19 protein-coding genes are annotated in these 18351 nt (G+C 66.6%); 10 read left to right on the top strand and 9 right to left on the bottom strand.

Going from position 1 to position 18351, the window contains the following annotated elements; genetic code table 11:
* Positions 1-1284 (top strand): tRNA lysidine(34) synthetase TilS, encoded by a 1284-nt coding sequence (tilS, locus tag ABE960_RS13590; protein ID WP_349762838.1) that lies wholly within the window; start codon positions 1-3, stop codon positions 1282-1284.
* Here the strand turns inward: tilS and ABE960_RS13585 are convergent.
* Entirely contained in the window at positions 1273-2808 is a 1536-nt protein-coding gene (locus ABE960_RS13585) for a Ppx/GppA phosphatase family protein (RefSeq protein ID WP_349762837.1), read from the bottom strand. The genes tilS and ABE960_RS13585 overlap by 12 nt on opposite strands.
* A gap of 446 nt (positions 2809-3254) precedes the next feature.
* Between ABE960_RS13585 and rho the strand changes: the two genes are divergently transcribed.
* The 8 genes from rho (at position 3255) to ABE960_RS13545 (ending at position 9872) form a co-directional block, all read left to right on the top strand.
* Positions 3255-4514: a transcription termination factor Rho gene (gene rho / locus ABE960_RS13580; RefSeq protein WP_349762835.1), complete on the top strand. Its 1260-nt coding sequence runs from the start codon at positions 3255-3257 to the stop codon at positions 4512-4514.
* A gap of 110 nt (positions 4515-4624) precedes the next feature.
* Positions 4625-6121 (top strand): 4-hydroxy-3-polyprenylbenzoate decarboxylase, encoded by a 1497-nt coding sequence (gene ubiD, locus ABE960_RS13575; RefSeq protein WP_349762834.1) that lies wholly within the window; start codon positions 4625-4627, stop codon positions 6119-6121.
* A complete protein-coding gene (locus ABE960_RS13570; RefSeq protein WP_349762833.1) occupies positions 6118-6897 on the top strand; it encodes an NAD(P)H-flavin reductase in 780 nt (259 codons plus the stop codon). The genes ubiD and ABE960_RS13570 overlap by 4 nt, the downstream gene beginning before the upstream one ends.
* Positions 6894-7607 (top strand): dihydromonapterin reductase, encoded by a 714-nt coding sequence (gene folM, locus ABE960_RS13565; RefSeq protein ID WP_349762832.1) that lies wholly within the window; start codon positions 6894-6896, stop codon positions 7605-7607. Before ABE960_RS13570 ends, folM begins: the two co-directional genes overlap by 4 nt.
* Before the next feature lie 42 nt (positions 7608-7649).
* Entirely contained in the window at positions 7650-7778 is a 129-nt protein-coding gene (locus ABE960_RS13560) for a hypothetical protein (protein ID WP_349762831.1), read from the top strand.
* 75 nt (positions 7779-7853) lie between these two features.
* Positions 7854-8000 carry a hypothetical protein gene (locus ABE960_RS13555; RefSeq protein WP_349762829.1) on the top strand — a complete coding sequence of 49 codons (147 nt, stop codon included), beginning with the start codon at positions 7854-7856 and terminating at the stop codon, positions 7998-8000.
* Positions 8001-8296: 296 nt separating this feature from the next.
* Entirely contained in the window at positions 8297-9349 is a 1053-nt protein-coding gene (locus ABE960_RS13550) for a 3-deoxy-7-phosphoheptulonate synthase (RefSeq protein WP_349762828.1), read from the top strand.
* Positions 9350-9359: 10 nt separating this feature from the next.
* Complete coding sequence (locus tag ABE960_RS13545; protein WP_349762827.1) at positions 9360-9872, top strand: DUF3087 family protein; 513 nt, start codon at positions 9360-9362, stop codon at positions 9870-9872.
* A 73-nt stretch (positions 9873-9945) separates the two neighbouring features.
* Here ABE960_RS13545 and ppk1 read toward each other — a convergent pair whose 3' ends face one another.
* The gene (gene ppk1 / locus ABE960_RS13540; RefSeq protein ID WP_349762826.1) at positions 9946-12150 is read right to left on the bottom strand and encodes a polyphosphate kinase 1; all 2205 of its coding nucleotides are present in this window, start codon (positions 12148-12150) and stop codon (positions 9946-9948) included.
* 49 nt (positions 12151-12199) lie between these two features.
* Complete coding sequence (gene hemB / locus ABE960_RS13535; protein ID WP_349762824.1) at positions 12200-13204, bottom strand: porphobilinogen synthase; 1005 nt, start codon at positions 13202-13204, stop codon at positions 12200-12202.
* Positions 13205-13421: 217 nt separating this feature from the next.
* On the opposite strand from hemB, the gene elbB reads away from it, so the two are divergent.
* Positions 13422-14084, top strand: a complete 663-nt coding sequence (gene elbB / locus ABE960_RS13530; RefSeq protein WP_349762823.1) for an isoprenoid biosynthesis glyoxalase ElbB — start codon at positions 13422-13424, stop codon at positions 14082-14084.
* Between the two features lie 98 nt (positions 14085-14182).
* Here elbB and tatC read toward each other — a convergent pair whose 3' ends face one another.
* Genes tatC through ABE960_RS13500 form a run of 6 tightly spaced genes read right to left on the bottom strand, consistent with a single transcriptional unit; the run spans position 14183 to position 18350 of the window.
* Positions 14183-14950: a twin-arginine translocase subunit TatC gene (gene tatC / locus ABE960_RS13525; RefSeq protein ID WP_349762822.1), complete on the bottom strand. Its 768-nt coding sequence runs from the start codon at positions 14948-14950 to the stop codon at positions 14183-14185.
* Positions 14947-15384: a Sec-independent protein translocase protein TatB gene (gene tatB, locus ABE960_RS13520; protein WP_349762821.1), complete on the bottom strand. Its 438-nt coding sequence runs from the start codon at positions 15382-15384 to the stop codon at positions 14947-14949. The genes tatC and tatB overlap by 4 nt, the downstream gene beginning before the upstream one ends.
* A gap of 6 nt (positions 15385-15390) precedes the next feature.
* Complete coding sequence (gene tatA / locus ABE960_RS13515; RefSeq protein WP_349762820.1) at positions 15391-15654, bottom strand: Sec-independent protein translocase subunit TatA; 264 nt, start codon at positions 15652-15654, stop codon at positions 15391-15393.
* A 52-nt stretch (positions 15655-15706) separates the two neighbouring features.
* Positions 15707-16045 carry a phosphoribosyl-ATP diphosphatase gene (locus ABE960_RS13510; protein ID WP_349762819.1) on the bottom strand — a complete coding sequence of 113 codons (339 nt, stop codon included), beginning with the start codon at positions 16043-16045 and terminating at the stop codon, positions 15707-15709.
* A 44-nt stretch (positions 16046-16089) separates the two neighbouring features.
* On the bottom strand, positions 16090-17712 hold the full coding sequence (gene ubiB / locus ABE960_RS13505) for a ubiquinone biosynthesis regulatory protein kinase UbiB (RefSeq protein WP_349762818.1): 1623 nt from the start codon (positions 17710-17712) through the stop codon (positions 16090-16092).
* Entirely contained in the window at positions 17709-18350 is a 642-nt protein-coding gene (locus ABE960_RS13500) for a ubiquinone biosynthesis accessory factor UbiJ (RefSeq protein ID WP_349762817.1), read from the bottom strand. The genes ubiB and ABE960_RS13500 overlap by 4 nt, the downstream gene beginning before the upstream one ends.
* Between the last annotated feature and the right edge of the window lies 1 nt (position 18351).

Genomic DNA, 18351 nt, shown 5'->3' with positions numbered 1-18351 from the left:
GTGCGCGATGCAGACGCGCTACAGCCCTTGATCGATGACGCCCTGGCCCTGACCCCGCCGGGGCGTTGCGTCTGGGTCGCCCTGTCGGGCGGCCTGGACTCCTCCCTGCTGCTGACCCTGGCGGCACAGGCCTGCCGGCGCCATCCGCGCCCCCTGCGGGCCCTTCACGTCCATCATGGCCTGCAGGCCGCCGCCGATGGCTTCGAGCGCCACTGCCGGCGGCTGGCTTCACGGCTCGGCGTGCCCCTCTCCATCGAGCGCATCGCGGTCGACCTGGCCGCCGGGCAGGGGCTCGAGGGCGCGGCCCGCGAGGCGCGTTACGCGGCCTTCGCCCGCTGCATGGCGCCGGGCGAGACTCTCTGGCTGGCCCAGCATGGTGACGACCAGGCCGAGACCTTCCTGCTGGCCGCCCTGCGTGGCAGCGGGGTGCGTGGCCTGGCGGGCATGCCGCCAGGCCGTGACTGGCGGGGGCGTCGCCTCGAGCGCCCGTTGCTGGGCGTGTCGCGGACCACGCTCGAGGCCGAGGCGAGGCGCCGCGGGTTGGCCTGGGTGGAGGACCCCTCAAACGAGGACGAGAGCCTGGATCGCAACTTTCTGCGCCTGAGCGTGCTGCCGTTGCTCGAGACCCGCTGGCCCGGTGCCGTCCGAGCCCTGGCCCGCAGTGCGGCGCTGGCCGGGGAGGCCGATGGCCTGCTCGACGAGCTCGCCGGGCTGGATCTCGAACGTCTCGGCGCCGATACCCGACGATTGCCCATGGAAGGACTGGAGACGCTATCCGCTCCGCGCCGACGGCTGCTGATCCGCCATGCCTGCCAGCGTCAGGGCCTGCCGACGCCGCCCGCACGGCGGCTCGAGGCCCTGCTCGCCCAGCTCGATGCCCGTGCGGATGCCGAGGTGAAGGTGTCCTGGCCCCGGGCCGAGGCGCGGGTATGGCGGGGGTATCTCTACCTGCTGAATGCCCCTGTCGCCGCCTTGGCGTCCGATTGGCGGGGCGAATGGGACGGGCAGGCGCCGCTGGTTACGCCCCAGGGGGAGCTGCGGGTCGTGCTGGGCCGGGATGACGGCGCTCCGGTCCGACTGAGAGTGATGCCGCGTCAGGGTAGTGAGCGTCTGCGGTTGGCCGGCCGCGGTCGGCGAGACCTCAAGCGGCTGCTGCAGGAACTTGGAATGCCGCCCTGGGAGCGTGAGCGGCTGCTGGTGGTTCATCAGGGCGAGGAGGCGGTGGCGGTGCTGGAACCCCCTGGTCGCTGGTGGGTCGTGGCCGAGGGCTGGTCAGGCGCGTGACGGCGTCAGGGAGAAGCCGGCACTCGCCTGGTAGGCGGCCTCCTGCTCCAGGTCGTTGATCAGCAGGGCCGGGTCATCCTCGCCGGCGAGAGTCAGGTGCAGCGCCTCGCCGTCGGCCGCGAGTCGCGGCGTGGCCGGCGGCTGTTCGGGGCGAGAGTGGTTGATCAGGACGGCCAGGCGCAGCAGGCGGGCCAGTCGGGCGTGCGGACGCCGTTCGGTGGCGGGCAGTGCCTGCCACTCCTTGACCGGGAACTTGCGCCGGTGAGCGCGGACCAGGAAGGCCAGCAAACGCTGCTCCGGGCGCGAGAACCCGGCCAGGTCCGAGTGTTCCAGCAGGTAGGCGCCGTGGCGGTGGAACTGGCTGTGGGAGATGGCCAGCCCCACCTCGTGTAGCCGACTCCCCCAGTCGAGGAAGCGAGCCTGATCGTCGTCCAGCTTCCAGGCCTCGCGCACCTGATCGAACAATCCGAGAGCCGTGGTGGCCACGTTGTCCGCCTGGCGGCCATCCACTCGGTAGTTGCGGGCCAGGCCGTCCAGGGTCTTGAGACGCGAATCCTCGGGGCTGTTGCGTCCCACCATGTCATAGAGCACACCCTCGCGCAGTGCGCCGTCGGCAAAGCGCATCTGCTGGAGGTCGAAGGCTTCGAAGACGGCAACCAGGATCGCCACGCCCGCCGGGAAGACCCGGGAGCGGTCGGCCTTGAGTCCGGCCATGGCGACCTTGTCCAGGTGCTTGAACTTGATCAGTTGCCTGCGCAGGTCCATCAATTCCTGGCGGGTGATGATCCCCTCGGGCCCCTTGCCTGCCGCCGCGATCACTGCGGCAGACGCCTTGATGGTGCCGCTGGAACCCACCGGGTCGCTCCAGCCAAGTTGCAGGTAGGGACGCCGGATGTTGGCCAGCTCCGAGAGGGCCGCCAGCTCGGCGCGTCGCATGCGCTTCTCGCTGACCTCGCCGGTGTCGAAGAAGCGCTGGGTGAAGGTCACGCAGCCCATCCGCAGGCTCTCAAGTGCCAGCGGCTCGAAGCGTTCGCCGATGATGAACTCGGTGGAACCGCCGCCGATGTCGATGATCAGCCGGCGCCCATTCTCGGCCACCGCATGGGCCGCTCCCAGGTAGATCAGGCGAGCCTCCTCACGTCCGGCGATGATCTCGAGGCGGCTACCCAGCAGCGCCTCGGCGCGCTCGATCAGGACCTGGCTGTTGCGCGCATCGCGCAGGGCATTGGTGCCGACCACACGCAGGTCGCCGCGGCGGATGCCCTCGAGGAAGGGGGCGAAGCGGGCCAGGCAGTCGAGTGCCCGGCTCATGGCTTCCTCGCCGAGGAAGCCGTCCTCGTCGAGTCCGGCGGCCAGCTGCACCTTCTCGCCGAGCCGGGCGACCACCTGCAGTCGGTCGTCCTGATAGTTGGCGACCAGCAGGTGGAAGCTGTTGGAGCCCAGGTCGATGGCGGCAAGGCGGCGGGGTTCGGTGGCGGTCGCGGGTTCGCTGGCGGCGGCGAACCGATCCGGTGGCGCTGTCATGGCGAGTCCTAATAGGCTATGGGCAACGAGGTTGCGGGCGGCATCCGGTCTTGTCAATTGCCCAACGAGGGGCCCTGCGGCAGGGCTTGCGTTTGTCGCCGGCCTTGACTAATATCGGGGCGTTCGCTTGTTCCGAATGTACCCCGACCGTTTCACGGCGATCCCGTCGCGGTCAGTTCCAAGTCGTCAGACAGCCCACTGCATCAGCCTGCGATCCCGGCCACATGCCCGGAACCGCTGATCAGTTTAAGACGAACCTGCTTCCTCGCTCCGATATCGGCCCGGCAACCCCCAGTTTGCGGTCGCCCGCCCATGGCCATTCGATGCATCATGACGAGAGGTAGCCTGTCAGGGCTCTGAACGCATCCACAGGGCGTCTCTCGCCTCCTGTCTTTCCTCACGGCGCACTGCCGCCCGGCTTCCACGAGCAAATTCTGAACACACCGATGAATCTTACCGAACTCAAGCAAAAGCCAGTTCCGGAGCTTCTGGAGCTTGCCCGCGAGATGGGCATCGACAACCTGGCGCGTTCCCGCAAGCAGGACATCATCTTCGCCATCCTCAAGAAGCATGCCAAGAGCGGTGAGCCGATCTTCGGTGATGGCGTGCTGGAGATCCTTCAGGATGGATTCGGCTTCCTGCGCAGTGCCGACAGTTCCTATCTGGCCGGCCCCGACGACATCTATGTCTCTCCCTCGCAGATCCGTCGCTTCAACTTGCGCAAGGGTGATTCCATTTCCGGCAAGATTCGTCCGCCGAAGGAAGGGGAGCGTTACTTCGCGCTGCTCAAGGTCAGCGAGATCAACTTCGACAAGCCGGAGAATGCCAAGCACAAGATCCTCTTCGAGAACCTCACGCCGCTGTTCCCCCAGGAGCGGCTGCGCATGGAGATCGGCAACGGCTCCACGGAGGACCTCACCGCCCGAATCATCGATCTCACCGCGCCCATCGGCAAGGGCCAGCGCGGCCTGCTGGTCTCCCCGCCCAAGGCGGGCAAGACCCTGATGCTGCAGAACATCGCCACCTCCATCACTCGCAACGACCCGGACTGCCATCTGATCGTGCTGCTGATCGACGAGCGCCCGGAAGAGGTGACGGAGATGTCGCGCACCGTGCGCGGCGAGGTGGTGGCCTCGACCTTCGACGAGCCGCCGGCCCGTCACGTCCAGGTGGCCGAGATGGTCATCGAGAAGGCCAAGCGCCTGGTCGAGCACAAGAAGGACGTGGTGATCCTGCTCGACTCCATCACCCGCCTGGCCCGTGCCTACAACACCGTGGTGCCGAGCTCAGGCAAGGTGCTTACCGGCGGTGTCGACGCCCACGCCCTGGAGAAGCCCAAGCGCTTCTTCGGTGCGGCGCGTAACATCGAGGAGGGCGGCAGCCTGACCATCATCGCCACGGCCCTGGTCGATACCGGCTCCAAGATGGATGAGGTGATCTTCGAGGAGTTCAAGGGCACCGGCAACATGGAGGCCCATCTCGACCGCAAGCTGGCCGAGCGTCGTGTCTATCCGGCGATCAACATCCGCCGATCCGGCACTAGACGCGAGGACCTGCTGGCCTCCGAAGAGGAGATGCAGCGCATGTGGATCCTGCGCAAGCTGCTGAACCCCATGGACGATACGGCGGCCACCGAGTTCCTGATCGACCGCCTGAAGGATACCAAGACTAACCTCGAGTTCTTCGAGGCCATGAAGCGGCGCTAAAGCGCGCCCGCGCGGCAACGGCGTAGAAAAGCTGTGCAAACGTTGTACGAGGAATAAGGGGGGTAGCATGCTATGCTGCCCCTTTCGTCGTCTGGAGTCGGGAAATCCGAATGAAGTACCACGACCTGCGCGAGTTCATTGCGGTGCTCGAGGCCCAGGGCGAGCTCAAGCGCATCACCGCCGAGGTGGACCCCTACCTCGAGATCACCGAGATCTGTGACCGCACCCTGCGCGCCGGCGGGCCGGCACTGCTGTTCGAGAACGTCAAGGGTCATACCATGCCCCTGCTCGGTAACCTGTTCGGCACGCCGAGGCGGGTGGCCATGGGCATGGGCCAGGACTCGGTGGCCGCCCTGCGCGAGGTGGGCGAGCTGCTGGCCTTCCTCAAGGAGCCGGAGCCTCCCAAGGGTTTCCGCGATGCCTGGAGCAAGCTGCCGATCTTCAAGCAGGTGATGAGCATGGGCCCGAAGATGGTGCGCTCGGCCCCGGTCCAGGCGCTCGTCTATGAGGGCGACGAGGTCGACCTCGATCGCCTGCCGATCCAGCACTGCTGGCCGGGGGATGTCGCGCCGCTGGTCACCTGGCCGCTGGTGATCACCCGCGGGCCCCACAAGACCCGCCAGAATCTCGGTATCTACCGCCAGCAGAAGCTCGGGAAGAATCGCTTGATCATGCGCTGGCTCTCCCACCGCGGCGGGGCCCTGGACTTCCAGGAGTTTCGCAAGGCCCATCCCGGGGAGCCCTTCCCTGTGGCGGTGGCGCTGGGGGCCGACCCGGCCACCATCCTGGGGGCCGTGACGCCGGTGCCGGACAGCCTCTCCGAGTATGCCTTCGCGGGACTCCTGCGCGGCTCGCGCACGGAGCTCGTCAAGTGCGGCCATGCCGACCTCCAGGTGCCGGCGTCGGCCGAGATCATACTCGAGGGCTTCATCTACCCTGACGACACGGCGCCCGAGGGCCCCTATGGCGACCATACCGGTTACTACAACGAGGTCGAGCAGTTCCCGGTATTCACCGTGACGCGCATGACCATGCGCGAGAACGCCATCTATCACTCCACCTATACCGGCCGGCCGCCCGACGAGCCGGCGATCCTGGGGCTGGCGCTCAACGAGGTATTCGTGCCGATCCTGCGCCGCCAGTTCCCCGAGATCGTGGACTTCTACCTGCCGCCCGAGGGCTGCTCCTACCGCATGGCGGTGGTGACCATGAAGAAGCAGTACCCGGGGCATGCCAAGCGCGTGATGATGGGCGTGTGGAGCTTTCTGCGCCAGTTCATGTACACCAAGTTCGTGGTGGTCCTCGACGACGACGTCGACGCCCGCGACTGGAAGGACGTGATCTGGGCCATCACCACCCGCATGGATCCCGCCCGGGACACCGTGATGGTGGAGAACACGCCCATCGACTATCTGGACTTCGCTTCCCCCGTGGCCGGGCTGGGCTCCAAGATGGGCCTGGACGCGACCGGCAAGTGGCCCGGCGAGACCGACCGCGAGTGGGGCACGCCCATCGTCATGGACGAGGCCGTCAAGGCCCGCGTCAGCGAACGCTGGAACGAACTGGGCATCACGCTTTCCCCTGACAACGACACGAGGCATTCATGACGCCAAGGACCCTGACCTGCCAGGTCATCGAGGTCGAGGACCTCAACCCGGACGTCTTCCGCGTCCAGCTGGAGGGCCGCCCCGAGGCCGTGGCCCATGACCCCGGCCAGTACCTGGAGCTCAAGCTCGCCGAGGACATCTGGGTACCGTTCTCCATTGCCAACGCCCACGGCGGCGATGGCATGATCGAGCTGCACATCCAGCACTGGCCGGAGCGGGACAACTCCGCGCGGCTGCGCGAACTGATGCAGGTGGCCGAGCGGCTGACCGTGCGTCTGCCCGGAGGCGACTGCATGCTAGATCCTTACAGCAGGCGCCCACTGCTGCTGATTGCCGCCGGTACGGGCTTCTCGCAGATGAAGGCAATCATCGAGGCGGCGTTGCATGACGACCCCGCCCGCGAGATCGACCTCTGGTGGGCGGCACGGGAGCGGCGCGACCTCTATCTGGAGCGCCTGCCTCGGGAGTGGGCCGATGATCATCCTGGAGTCCGTTTCCATGCCGTGACCGAGGTTGTGCCCGAGCAGCCCATCGAGGGTGAGCGTGTCTGCGGCCACCGCGGTCGCATCGACCAGGCCCTCGCGGCGTCCCTCGAGGATGTCTCCGGGCATGATGTCTATGTCTCCGGCTCCCCGGGCATGGTCTATGCCTGCGTGGACGTGCTGGCGTCGCTGGGTCTCGAGGCCACGCGGGTCTTCTCGGACGTCTTCGCCTACGCCCCCCGTGACCCCATCGTGCCCACCGCGGGTAGCCTGGTGAGGGAAGGCCGGTCATGAGCGCCTCGCCGATCCTGATCACCGGTGGTGCCCAGCGCCTGGGGCGTCACTGTGCCGAGCGCCTGCGTGACGATGGTCATCCGGTGATCATCAGCTATCGGCGCGAGCGCGAGGAGCTCGATGCGCTGCGGGCTCGGGGCATCGTCACCTTGCCGGCGGACTTCTCGACCGAGGCGGGCATCCTCGACTTCATCGAGCGGCTTCGGGCCGAGACGTCTTCGCTGCGGGCCATCGTGCACAACGCCAGCGACTGGGCGCCGGACAGCAGCGGCGACGAGGCCGGCGCCAACTTCGAGCGGCTGTTCCGGGTGCACATGCTGGCGCCCTACCTGATCAACCTGCACGCCCGCGAGCTGCTCGAGGCGTGCAGCGAACCCCAGCGCGACATCGTCCACATGACCGACTACGTGGTGCAGAAGGGTTCCAGGAAGCACGCCGCCTACGCCGCCACCAAGGCGGGTCTGGATAACCTGACGCTCTCCTTCGCGGCCATGTTTGCGCCCTCGATCCAGGTCAACGCCATCGCTCCGGCGATGATCATGCTTAACGAGGGCGACGACGCGGCCTATGCCGAGAAGGCCCGCGCCAAGTCGGCCATGGAGATGATCCCGGGGCCCGGGGTGATCTATCAGAGCCTGCGCTACCTGCTCGACAACCGCTTCGTGACGGGCATCACGCTGCCGGTCGATGGTGGGCGGCATCTCCGCTAGAATGAAGGCCACCCTGACGATCACTCCGAAGAGGAACACGAGATGGCGGGACACGACGAGAACTTCAAGGACGACAGCGGCCTGCTGGCCGTCTTCCTGGGCCTGGTGGTCCTGTTGGGCATGAGCGCCCTGCCGGCGACCATCGGCTGGATCCAGCTCGCCACCGGCTGATCGCCGTGGCCCTCGGCGCATCTTGCCGAGGCCGCCTCGATACGGCACGATGGAGTCACTGCTCAGGAGATGACCATGGCACCGACCGCTGACCGCCTCATTCGCACTCTCGACGACGCCCGGCGTCTCGGCGTGCCGTGGGCTGGCGGGCCGGATGCAAGGGGCCATGATGGTTGGCATGGCGGCTGGTTTAGCGACGGCGTGCCGGTGGCCATGTCCTGAGCGGCATAGAGGACAGCGCCAGGAGGCACGCCCCCTTGGTTGCCTCCCTCCCACAACCCCCGGACGGCAACCCCGCCCGGGGGTTGTGCATTTCACGGCACCCGACCACACAGATGACATCGAGGAGAGACCATGACCGCATCCATCGCCATTCGTCTGACCCGGGGTTTCACGGGCCATTACGACTATTGGCGATTTAGCGGGTTGCGGTCGGCTCACTCTGCCACGCCCGGCCGTAGCGAGGTCGGTGGCTCCCGACAGACACGATGCATGATCGCTACCCGGAGTCGATGCCCATGAATGCCCCCGTTTCCCTGGCTCCCGCCACCTATGATGCCGCCTCGTCGCTGCCCACCCCCGGCGAGCTTTGCCGTGACCTGCCCCTCTCGCCGGCCCTCGGCGAGCGAGTGGCGGCCCACCGCCGGGCGATCCGCGCCATTCTCGACGGCCAGGATCACCGCCTGCTCGTGGTGGTCGGGCCCTGTTCCGTCGACGATCCCGAGGCCGCCCTGGACTATGCCCGCCGCCTGGCCGAACTGGCCCCGAAGGTCGCCGATCGCCTGCTGATCGTGATGCGCGTCTACATCGAGAAGCCGCGGACCACCGTGGGGTGGAAGGGGCTCGCCTATGACCCGGATCTGGATGGCAGCGGGGACATGTCCCGAGGCCTTCATGCTTCTCGCTCGCTGATGCGCGAGATCGCCGCACTCGATCTGCCGGTGGCCACCGAGCTGCTGCAGCCGATGCTGGCACCCTATCTGGACGACCTGCTGAGTTGGGTCGCCATCGGTGCCCGGACCACCGAGTCCCAGTTGCACCGTGAGCTCGCCAGCGGCCTGGAGGCCGCTGTCGGCTTCAAGAATGCCACCAGCGGCGAGTGTCAGATCGCGCTGGAGGCCATGCAGTCCGCCGCGCATTCCCATCGCTACTTCGCGATGGCCGAGGACGGCCGACCCATGGCCCAAGAGACCCCCGGCAATCCCCACACTCACCTGGTACTGCGTGGCGGCCACGACGAGCCCAACTATTCGGCCGCCCATGTCCTGGCGGCCCGGCGGGCCCTCCAGGAGGCCGGCCTCGCCCCGCGCATGATGGTGGACTGCAGCCACGCCAATGCCCGCAAGGACCACCGTCGCCAGAGCGAGGTGCTGCTCGATGTCCTGGGCCAGCGCCAGGCCGGGGATGCCTCCCTGGTGGGCCTGATGATCGAGAGCCACCTGCACGAAGGAAAGCAGCCCCTCGTCCCGGGGCGCCTGCGTTACGGCGTCTCGGTGACCGACGCCTGTATCGGCTGGGAGACCACCGAGAACCTGTTGACGACCGCAGCGGAGCGCCTGCGGGCCACCTGAAAGGCTGACCATGACGTTTCACCTCGAACACCACGACCCCGCCACCTACCGTCGTCTCTCACGCCTGGTAGGCCTGGCCATGGCCGGCCAGCTGATCGTCTTCGGCCTGCTGTTCTCTCAGCTGCTCATCGCGGCCTTCGGTGCCAGTTTCTGGCTCAATGCCCTGGGCGTGCTGCTGGGCCTGGTCACGACCAGCCTGGTATTCGCGGCGCTGCGACAACGCCCCTGGATGTCCGGTATCCGCTATGTGTGGCGCCTCAAACATCACCTGGCCCGGGTGAGCGCCTACCTGCCGGCCCTGCGCCGGGGCATGGGGGAGGGCGACGCCGCAGCGCTGGCGGTGCTGGCCTTCTATCACCAGGGCATGGACCAGCTGTCCAAGCTCGAGGGCCGCACCCTCGACGACAATGCCGAGCTGCTCGCCGAGCGTGAGGTGGTGCGGCACGCCCGGCGGGAGAAGGGGCTTCCCGAACGCGTCGAGGGTCTCGACCCGGAGGACCTGGGGGACTTTCGCAAGGGCTGATACGAGACGTCCACGCGGCCGTCACCCTTGACGGCCTCGCCGTGGCCGAGGCGCTGGGGCTGGCCGCCAATGATCAGGCCTTGGCGGCATAGGCAAAGAGCAGGGTCTCCTGGGCGCTGATCGGCGCGGCATTGACGGGCTGCTGCTTCACGTAGAGGCCATCGCTGCCCAGCAACCAGCTCTGGCAGTTATCCACCAGATAGGTCTCGAGGTCCTTGCGGACTCGGGCGGCCAGTTTCCTGTCCAGTAACGGGAAACAGGTCTCCACCCGATGGAACATGTTGCGGGCCATGAAGTCTGCGCTGGATCCCCAGGTCTCGGGCTTGCCGTCGTTGTGGAAATGGAAGACCCGGGTGTGCTCCAGGAAGCGACCGATGACCGAGCGCACCCGGATGGTCTCGGAGATTCCCGGCAGCCCCGGTCGCAGGCAGCACATGCCGCGGATGATCAGGTCGCATTCCACTCCGGCCCGGGAAGCTCGGTAGAGAGCCTGGATCAGCCTGGGTTCGGTGAGCGAGTTGCACTTGATGATCAGGTGAGCGCGCCTGCCCCTGCGGGCATGCTCGGCCTCCCGGTCGATCCTGGCCATCATCTGCTCGTGCAGGGTGAAGGGAGCATGCAGCAGCTTCTCGATATGTCGGGCCCGGCCCATGCCGGTGAGCTGCTGGAAGACCTTGTGTACGTCGGCACACAGTACGGGGTCGGCCGTGAGCAGGCTGTAGTCGGTGTAGAGCCTGGCGGTCTTCGAATGGTAGTTGCCGGTGCCCAGGTGGGCATAATGGCGCAGCCTGCCCCGTTCGCGACGCACGATGTGCATCATCTTGGCATGGGTCTTGTAGGCCATCACCCCGTAGGTGACGATGGCGCCGGCCTCCTGCAGTCGCGAGGCCAGCGCCAGATTGTCGGCCTCGTCGAAGCGAGCCCGCAATTCGATCACCACCGTGACCTCCTTGCCGTTGCCGGCGGCCTCCACCAGGGCGTTGACGATGGGGGAGTCGGCGCCGGTGCGATAGAGGGTCTGCTTGATGGCCAGCACGTCCGGGTCCCGGGCGGCCTCCCCGAGCATCTTTTCCACCGGCGAGAAGGACTGGAAGGGGTGGTGGAGCAGGATATCGTCCTCGGCAATCGCGGCCAGCATGCTGTCGGCCTTGCGCAGTGACTTGGGCAGGCCGGGCGTAAAGGGCCGATAGAGCAGTTCGGGACGGTCCACGTCATTGAGTACCGACATCATGCGCGTCAGGTTGACCGGGCCGTTGACCCGGTAGAGGTCGGCTTCCTCGAGATGGAACTGCCTGAGCAGGAAGTTGGTGAGCTCGTCGGGACAGTTGTCGGCCACCTCCAGTCGGACCCCGCTGCCGTAGCGCCGCGACAGCAGCTCGCCGCGCAGTGCCGAGGCCAGGTCGGAGACTTCCTCGGGGTCCACTGACAGATCGGCGTTGCGGGTCAGGCGGAACTGGTAACAGCAGAGCACCGCCATGCCGGGGAAGACCTCCTCGGCATGGGCATGGATCATCGACGACAGGAAGATGTACTCGCTGAAGCCCTGTTCGCAGAGATCGGGGGGAAGGGAGATCACTCGAGGCAAAGAGCGCGGCGCCGGCAGGATGGCCAGGCCTCCCTCGCGACCGAACGCATCCTTGCCCTCCAGCTGGACGATGAAGTTGAGGCTCTTGTTGACCAGCCGGGGGAAGGGGTGGGACGGGTCCAGGCCTATGGGGCTGATCACCGGCATGATCTCGGAGGCGAAGTAGTCCTGGACCCAGGCACGCTGGGCGTCGCTCCAGTCCCCGCGCCGGCGAAAGCGCAGCCGCTGGGCCTCCAGCGCGGGGATCAGCACCTCGTTGAGGATGCGGTGCTGCCTGGCCACCTGCTCATGGGCGATCCGGGCGATCTCGGCCAGCACCGAGCGGGGGGTGCGTCCATCGGCGCCGGTGGACTCGTCGCCCAGCAGCACCTGGTGCTTCAGGCCGGCTACGCGGATCTCGAAAAACTCGTCCATGTTGGACGAGAAGATCAGCAGGAACATCAGCCGGTTGAGCAGCGGGTGGGCCTCGTCCAGGGCCTGTTCCAGCACCCGGACGTTGAACTGCAGGTGCGAGAGCTCCCGGTTGAAGTAGAGACCGGGGTCGGCGAGATCCGCCTCCGGGTCCGGCAGTGCCTTGGGCTTGATGCCCGTGCGGGTCTGGTTCAGCCGGGGGGCTGGCGGGTCGGGAAGCTCGCTTTGCTGCGCATGGGGGAGCGTGTCGTACCGCGGGGCGTGGTCGCTGGTCTCGTCCATGGGGTGTCCCTGACATCATGCGGAAGGGTGGCGATCCTCCCGGCGGCTATCATGCGAGCAGTCGGGCTGCCCGCTTGGCGAAGTAGGTGAGCACACCGTCGGCACCAGCGCGCTTGAAGCAGAGCAGCGACTCGAGGATGACCTCGTCTGCCTCCAGCCAGCCGTTCTCGAAGGCGGCCATGTGCATAGCGTACTCGCCGCTCACCTGGTAGGCGAAGGTGGGTACCCTCAGTTCATCCTTCACTCGGCGCACCACGTCCAGGTAGGGCATGCCGGGCTTGATCATCACCATGTCGGCGCCCTCGGCCACGTCCATGGCCACCTCATGGAGGGCCTCGTCACCATTGCCCGGGTCCATCTGGTAGGTGGTCTTGTCGGCCTTGCCCAGATTGCCGGCGGAGCCCACGGCGTCGCGGAAGGGACCGTAGTAGCGCGAGGCATACTTGGCGCTATAGGCCATGATCCGAGTGTTGACCAGCTGTTCCTGCTCCAGTACCTGGCGGATCGACCCGATACGCCCGTCCATCATGTCCGAGGGAGCCACCACATCGGCGCCGGCCTCGGCATGGGAGAGGGCCTGCTTGAGCAGGGTCTCTACGGTCCGGTCGTTGTGCACGTAGCCTGCCTCGTCGAGGATCCCATCCTGGCCATGGCTGGTGTAGGGGTCGAGTGCCACATCGGTGATGAGGCCGAGGCCCGGGATGGCCTCCTTGAGGGCACGCACGCTGCGCTGCACCAGGCCATTGGCGTTGAAGGCTTCCTCGGCCAGCTCCGTCTTCAGCTCCTTGCCGACCACGGGAAACAGCGCCATGGCGGGGATGCCGAGTTCGAAGGCCTCACGGGCCTCCTCGATCAGCAGGTCGAGTGACAGCCGCTCCACGCCGGGCATGGAGGGCACCGCCTCACGCTGACCCTCGCCCTCCAGCACGAAGACCGGCCAGATCAGGTCGGCGGCGGTCAGGGTATGCTCGCGCATCATGCGGCGAGAGAAGTCGTCGCGGCGCATGCGGCGTAGACGGGAGGTCGGGAACTGGCGTGTGGTCGTGAAGCTCAAGGCGTCTCTCCGGCAGTGGCAATCGGGGCCGCCATGGCGTAATGATGGCGGTCGGGAATGACGATAGGATGACAACAAGGTCGAATGTCCTGGAGTATATCAGTGTCGACAAGCGTCGAAAGCCGCACCTTGTCGCGCCTCGGCCGACTCTCTAAAGTGAAGGCTTTGCGATTCTAGGGCCTGGCTTCGACAGGCGCCTACCTTCAAGGAGAAAGGCATGAGCAAACAGGTGGCGGTCATCCTCTCGGGATGCGGGGTGCAGGACGGATCCGAGATCTACGAGACCACCCTGACCCTGCTGCGCCTCGACCAGCTGGGCCTGGGCTATCGTTGCTTCGCCCCTGATATCGAACAGCATCATGTCATCGATCATCGCAGCAACGAGGTGGCCGAGGGAGAGACCCGCAACGTGCTGACCGAGTCGGCTCGCCTGGCCCGCGGTGCGATATCGCCCCTTGATGAGCTGGAGGCCGATGACTTCGATGCGGTGATCCTCCCCGGCGGCTTCGGGGTCGCCAAGAACCTCTCGGACTTTGCCTTGGCGGGAGACGCCATGCAGGTGATCGACGAGCTGACCGAGGCGCTGTCCGGCTTCCATGAGGCGCGCAAGCCGATCGGCCTGATATGCATCAGCCCGGTGCTGGTGCCGCGCCTGCTCGGTCCCGGCATCGCCGTGACCGTGGGCAGCGATCCCGGCGTCGCCGGGGCGATCAGCGCCATGGGCGGCCTGCACCGCAGTTGCGGGGTGGAGGACATCGTGCTGGACTTCGAGAACCGGGTGGTGACGACACCGGCCTACATGCTGGCGACCCGCATCAGCGAGGCAGCGACCGGCATCTTCAAGCTGGTCGATCGTATCGACGAGTTGATGGATCTGTAAGTGCCGAGTTAGCAGCGCCGAGCTAAATGTAGACCCCGAGACCATGGCCTCGGGGTCTACTTTTTGGAGGCAGATATCATCCTGCTGGCCGCTTGGCGCTATGCCTCCTCGTCTTCCTCGTCCTTCTCCCGCTTGCGGCGGACCAGGCGGCCGAACAGCAGGCCCACCTCGTAGAGCAGGTACATGGGAACCGCCAGCAGGCTCTGCGATACCACGTCCGGGGGGGTGAGCAGCATGCCGATGACGAAGCAGCCCAGCACCACGTAGGGGCGCTTCTTCGACAGGCTCTCCACCGTGGTGGCGCCCGACAGGACCAGCAGGAAGGTGGCGATGGGGATCTCGAAGGCCACCCCGAAGGCGAAGAACAGCTTGAGGACGAAGTTCAGGTACTGGTTGATGTCGGTCATCACCGCCACGTCTTCTGGCCCGGTCTGGGTGAAGAACTGGAACAGTAGCGGGAAGACCACGTAGTAGGCGAAGGCGGCGCCGCCGTAGAACAGCGCCACGCTGGAGGCGAGTATCGGCAGCGCGAGCGCCTTCTCGTTGTCGTAGAGCCCAGGGGCCACGAATGACCAGGCCTGGTGCAGCACATAGGGGACCGCGGCAAACACCGCGACCACCAGAGTCAGCTTGAAGGGCGCCAGGAAGGGCGAGGCCACCTCGGTGGCGATCATCTGCGAGCCTTCCGGCAACAGCGCCATCAGCGGCTGGGCGACGAACGAGTAGATGTCATTGGCGAAGGAATAGAGCCCGAGGAAGATCACCAGGATCGCGATCACCGCCCGCATCAATCGCGAACGCAGCTCGATGAGGTGCTCGATCAGTGGGGCCTGGTTGTGTTCCTGGGGTTCACCGGTCTTGCTCATCGGGAGGCGGGATCCTTGTCGGCGGAGGAGTCTTCCGTGGGGGCCTGGGGGCTGTCATCGGCGTTCCGGGCGCCCGCGAGGGCGTCATCGAGGCGCTTTTCGGGAGGCTTCTCTGGAGGCGCAGGCCGTGCCTTGGCGGCTCCGTCTGCCACCGAGGTCGATGAGTGCCCCTCGTCGTCGGCGATGCTTTCCACGTCGCGCTTGACCTGCTGGACGCCCTCTTCGAGCTTCTTCTCCTGCTCGTTGAGCTTCTGGCGCAGTTCCTCGGCATCGAGCTGGGCACTGATCTCGCGTTGCATGCCCGAGACGGTGCGCTTGATCTTGCCGATCCATAGCCCCATTGTGCGCGCGGCCTTGGGCAGGCGCTCGGGACCGAGCACCAGCAGGCCCACCACGCCGATGAGCATCAGTTCGAGAAAGCCCATATCGAACATGGCGGGTTACTTGCGCTCTTCCGGGTCCTTGGCGTTCTGCTCGGCCTTGACGTCGTAGGTGTTGACCTCGTCGTCAAGGCTGACCTTGGCCTGGGGGTCATCCTCGGCCTTCTCGTTCTCGCCTTTCTCTTCCTCGTGCATGGCCTTCTTGAAGCCCTTGACGGCCCCACCGAGGTCGCCGCCCACATTGCGCAGCTTCTTGGTGCCGAAGATCAGGATGATGATGCCGAGAACGATCAGCAGCTGCCAGATACTGATACCGCCTAACATAGTTGCTTCCTCAGGTTGGGGTTCCGGGGTGACCCGGAAGGGCCGGTTGAGACTAATTCGTTTCCCTTGCGGCCTTCTCGTCGTGGCCGGAGACGCCGAAGCGGCGGGCCAACTCGTCGAGCACCATCCTATGGTCGAGGCCCAGATGCGAGAGCATTACCAGGCTATGAAACCACAGGTCGGCCGTTTCGGCGATCAAAGCTTGTCGGGCCACCTCATCGCCTTGCTCGGCATCCTTGGCCGCCAGCAGGGTCTCGGTGGCTTCCTCGCCGACCTTCTCGAGTATCTTGTTCAAGCCCCGGTGATGCAAGCTGGCCACATAGGAACTGTCGGGGTCAGCCTCGCGGCGCTGCTCGAGGATGGCGTGAAGGCGGTCGAGGGTATCGCTCATGGACGAAGTTTCCGTTGCAGGGAGTGGAAGACCAGATCGTGCCATCAATGCCAGGCCAGCAGCACAAGGCCCAGGCCTGCAGCGGCCAGGGCCTGCCAGGGTTGGCCCCCGGCCCACTGGGACAGCGGCTGCCAGGCCAGCGCGGCTGCCACCAGCAGCAGGCCCAGGCGCAGCCGCCGCTGGCGGCTGGCCTGACTGGCCAGCTGCCGGGAGATGTCGCCCGTGGCATCGGCCTGGCGCCGGCGCTGGCGGTGCTCCTGCTCGGCGCGAGCCAGCGCCTGGTGGGCGAGCACCGGCAGCTCCGGAAGGTGGCGAGAAAGCTCAGGCGCCTCGCGCTTGAATGACTCCAGCAAGCCGCGCGCGCCGGCTCGTTCCTTCATCCAGCGCTCCAGGTAGGGCTTGGCGGTGCTCCAGAGGTCCAGGTCAGGGTAGAGCTGGCGCCCCAGACCCTCGATGTTGAGCAGGGTCTTCTGCAGCAGGACCAGTTGGGGCTGCACCTCCATGTTGAAGCGCCGTGCGGTCTGGAAGAGGCCCAGTAGCACCTGGCCGAAGGAGATGTCCTTGAGCGGCTTCTCGAGGATCGGCTCGCATACCGTGCGGATCGCCGCGGCGAACTCGTTGGCCCGGGTCGCCTCTCCCACCCAGCCGGACTCGATGTGCAGGGCGGCCACCTCATAGTAGTCCTGATGGAAGAAGGCCAGCAGGTTGCGTGCCAGGTAGTCCTGGTCCTCGCGAGTCAGACTGCCGACGATGCCGCAGTCGATGGCGATGTACTGGGGATCCTCGGGGTGCTCATAGGAGATGAAGATGTTGCCCGGATGCATGTCGGCATGGAAGAAGTTGTCGCGGAACACCTGGGTGAAGAAGATCTCCACGCCGCGCTCGGCGAGCTTCTTGAGGTTGGTGCCCTGGGCGATCAGCGCCGCAGTATCGGCCACCGGCACTCCGTAGATCCGCTCCTGGACCATCACCCGGCGGTGGGTCAGCTCCCAGTGGATGGCCGGCACGTAGAGCAGTGGCGAATTCTTGAAGTTGCGCTTGAGCTGGGAGGTATTGGCGGCCTCCTTGGTCAGGTCGAGCTCGTCGAAGAGGGTACCCTCGTAGTCGCGGACCACCTCCACGGGGCGCAGCCGGCGCGCCTCGGGGATCCGCGCCAGCACTCTGGCGAAGCGGTACATCAGCGCCATGTCTTGGCGCATCACCCGTTCGATTCCCGGGCGTATGACCTTGACTACCACGGCCTCCCCGCCGTGCAGCCGCGCGGCATGCACCTGGGCGACGGAGGCCGAGGCCAGGGGCTCCGGCTCGAAGCTGGCGAAGGCATCCTCCAGGGACATGGCGAGCGCCTCCTCCACCAGGGCCATGGCCTGGTGGCCGGGGAAGGGCGGTACCTGGTCCTGGAGGCGCTGGAGCTCGTCGGCGATGTCCTCGGGCAGCAGGTCGCGCCGGGTCGACAGCATCTGGCCGAACTTGACGAAGATCGGCCCGAGGGACTCCAGGGCGAGGCGCAGGCGCTCGCCCCGGGATCGCTCGCCGATCGGCACCAGGCGAAGCGGCGAGAGCTTGAACAGGCAGCGCAGCCACCAGGGTAGCCGCTCCAGGGGCAGCAGGGTGTCCAGCCGAAAACGGGTCATCACCCAAAAGATACGTACGAGCCGAAGGATCATGAGGCCGTCTCCGCGGCGGCCAGGCGGCGGCGCAGTCGTGCCAGGCGGGCCTCGAGACGGTCGGTGGCGATCTCCACCTCGGTCATGTGGTCGCGCATCGCCTCGAGCTGGTGGCGCCCCGGCAGCAGGCGCGCCTCCTCAAAGACGTACTCGCCCACGTCGGCGCAGAATTCCTGCCGGGTGCGCAACCCCCATCGTGAGAGGCTGCGCACTCCTTCGGCGAGGCTGTGGGCCGGGAGGTCGCCAAGCCAGCGGGCGAGCTCGCCTTCCCAGTCCAGGTCCAGGTCGAGCAACAGGTCGCGGGTCGTTTCCAGGAGGTGGACCCGACCGCGCACGGCTAGCTTGCCCTGGAACATCAGGCGTTCGATGGAGGCTCCCCCGAGCAGCTCGCCGAGGGTCTCTGCATCCAGCTCGACGACCGCGTCGAAGCCTTCCCCGGTGGTGTCATCGGGGCGCAGCAGGTCGAGACCCGCCGGATGAAAGTGGATGGCCAGCGCCAGGGCGGGCCGCTCCAGGCGCAGCAGGATTCGGTGGCCGGCCAGCCGGGCCAGGCGCGACGGGGCCGCCGGGTCCCGGGAAATCAGGGCATTCAGGGTGCGCTCGAGGCCGGCCAGCAGCAGGGTGGGAGATAGCGACATC

It is taken from the genome of Halomonas aquatica (assembly GCF_040196335.1).
Taxonomy (GTDB): domain Bacteria; phylum Pseudomonadota; class Gammaproteobacteria; order Pseudomonadales; family Halomonadaceae; genus Halomonas; species Halomonas aquatica.
Note: the sequence above shows the minus strand (reverse complement) of the source record. Positions and strands in the feature narration are given on the sequence as shown.

Coding starts and splice junctions, on each gene's coding strand:
- ABE960_RS13560 (WP_349762831.1), top strand. CDS start 7,650: ATGGCGGGACACGACGAGAACTTCAAGGACGACAGCGGCCTGCTGGCC.
- ABE960_RS13570 (WP_349762833.1), top strand. CDS start 6,118: ATGACGCCAAGGACCCTGACCTGCCAGGTCATCGAGGTCGAGGACCTC.
- ABE960_RS13545 (WP_349762827.1), top strand. CDS start 9,360: ATGACGTTTCACCTCGAACACCACGACCCCGCCACCTACCGTCGTCTC.
- tatA (WP_349762820.1), bottom strand. CDS start 15,654: ATGTTAGGCGGTATCAGTATCTGGCAGCTGCTGATCGTTCTCGGCATC.
- ABE960_RS13500 (WP_349762817.1), bottom strand. CDS start 18,350: ATGTCGCTATCTCCCACCCTGCTGCTGGCCGGCCTCGAGCGCACCCTG.
- ABE960_RS13585 (WP_349762837.1), bottom strand. CDS start 2,808: ATGACAGCGCCACCGGATCGGTTCGCCGCCGCCAGCGAACCCGCGACC.
- ABE960_RS13555 (WP_349762829.1), top strand. CDS start 7,854: ATGGCACCGACCGCTGACCGCCTCATTCGCACTCTCGACGACGCCCGG.
- ppk1 (WP_349762826.1), bottom strand. CDS start 12,150: ATGGACGAGACCAGCGACCACGCCCCGCGGTACGACACGCTCCCCCAT.
- tatC (WP_349762822.1), bottom strand. CDS start 14,950: ATGAGCAAGACCGGTGAACCCCAGGAACACAACCAGGCCCCACTGATC.
- ubiB (WP_349762818.1), bottom strand. CDS start 17,712: ATGATCCTTCGGCTCGTACGTATCTTTTGGGTGATGACCCGTTTTCGG.
- elbB (WP_349762823.1), top strand. CDS start 13,422: ATGAGCAAACAGGTGGCGGTCATCCTCTCGGGATGCGGGGTGCAGGAC.
- ABE960_RS13510 (WP_349762819.1), bottom strand. CDS start 16,045: ATGAGCGATACCCTCGACCGCCTTCACGCCATCCTCGAGCAGCGCCGC.
- rho (WP_349762835.1), top strand. CDS start 3,255: ATGAATCTTACCGAACTCAAGCAAAAGCCAGTTCCGGAGCTTCTGGAG.
- ubiD (WP_349762834.1), top strand. CDS start 4,625: ATGAAGTACCACGACCTGCGCGAGTTCATTGCGGTGCTCGAGGCCCAG.
- tatB (WP_349762821.1), bottom strand. CDS start 15,384: ATGTTCGATATGGGCTTTCTCGAACTGATGCTCATCGGCGTGGTGGGC.
- folM (WP_349762832.1), top strand. CDS start 6,894: ATGAGCGCCTCGCCGATCCTGATCACCGGTGGTGCCCAGCGCCTGGGG.
- ABE960_RS13550 (WP_349762828.1), top strand. CDS start 8,297: ATGAATGCCCCCGTTTCCCTGGCTCCCGCCACCTATGATGCCGCCTCG.